Origin of the sequence: Kitasatospora saccharophila, assembly GCF_039529925.1 — a bacterium.
GTDB classification, from domain to species: Bacteria; Actinomycetota; Actinomycetes; order Streptomycetales; family Streptomycetaceae; genus Kitasatospora; species Kitasatospora saccharophila.
The window spans coordinates 1-661 of sequence record NZ_BAAANS010000176.1; the positions used below are offsets into that span (position 1 = coordinate 1).

Annotated in this window: 1 protein-coding gene; it reads left to right on the plus strand. The window is 71.9% G+C overall.

The features are described 5' to 3' along the window. Window positions 1–47: 47 nt before the first annotated feature. The coding region (locus ABD345_RS40040) for an AMP-binding protein (protein WP_425556971.1) at window positions 48–661 on the plus strand (614 nt) is incomplete at its 3' end.

Here is a 661-nt window from a genome sequence, read left to right on the forward strand (position 1 = left end):
TGTTGGGTGAGTGGGCTTCGACGGGGCGGGAGTTGCCGTCGGCGTCGGTGGCGGAGCTGTTGGCGGAGCGGGCGGTTTCGGTGCCGGAGGAGACGGCGCTGGTGTTCGGTGCGCAGTCCTGGTCGTACGCGGAGTTGGACGCGCGGGTGGACCGGTTGGCGCGGTTGTTCGCGGCGCGGGGGGCGGGTCCGGAGTCGGTGGTGGCGTTGGGGTTGCCGCGTTCGTTGGAGATGGTGGCGGCGCTGTTCGCGGTGCTGCGGGCGGGTGCGGCGTACCTGCCGCTCGAACTCGACTATCCGGCGGACCGGTTGGCGTTCATGGTGGAGGACGCCGCCCCCGTCGTCCTGGTCACCGACTCCGCCACCGCCGCCCTGCTGCCCGCCCACCCCGGCACCGTCCTGCTCGACGACCCCTCCGTCCGGGCCGAACTGGCCGCGTTCCCCGCCGAGCCCTACCGGGTGCCCTACGAGCCGGACGCGGCGGCGTACGTGATCTTCACGTCGGGTTCGACGGGTCGGCCGAAGGGGGTGGTGACGCCCTACCACGGTCTGACCAACATGCAGTTGAACCACCGGGAGGCGATCTTCGACCCGGTGGTGGCCTCGGCCGGCGGCCGTCGGCTGCGGATCGCGCACACCGTCTCGTTCTCCTTCGACATGTC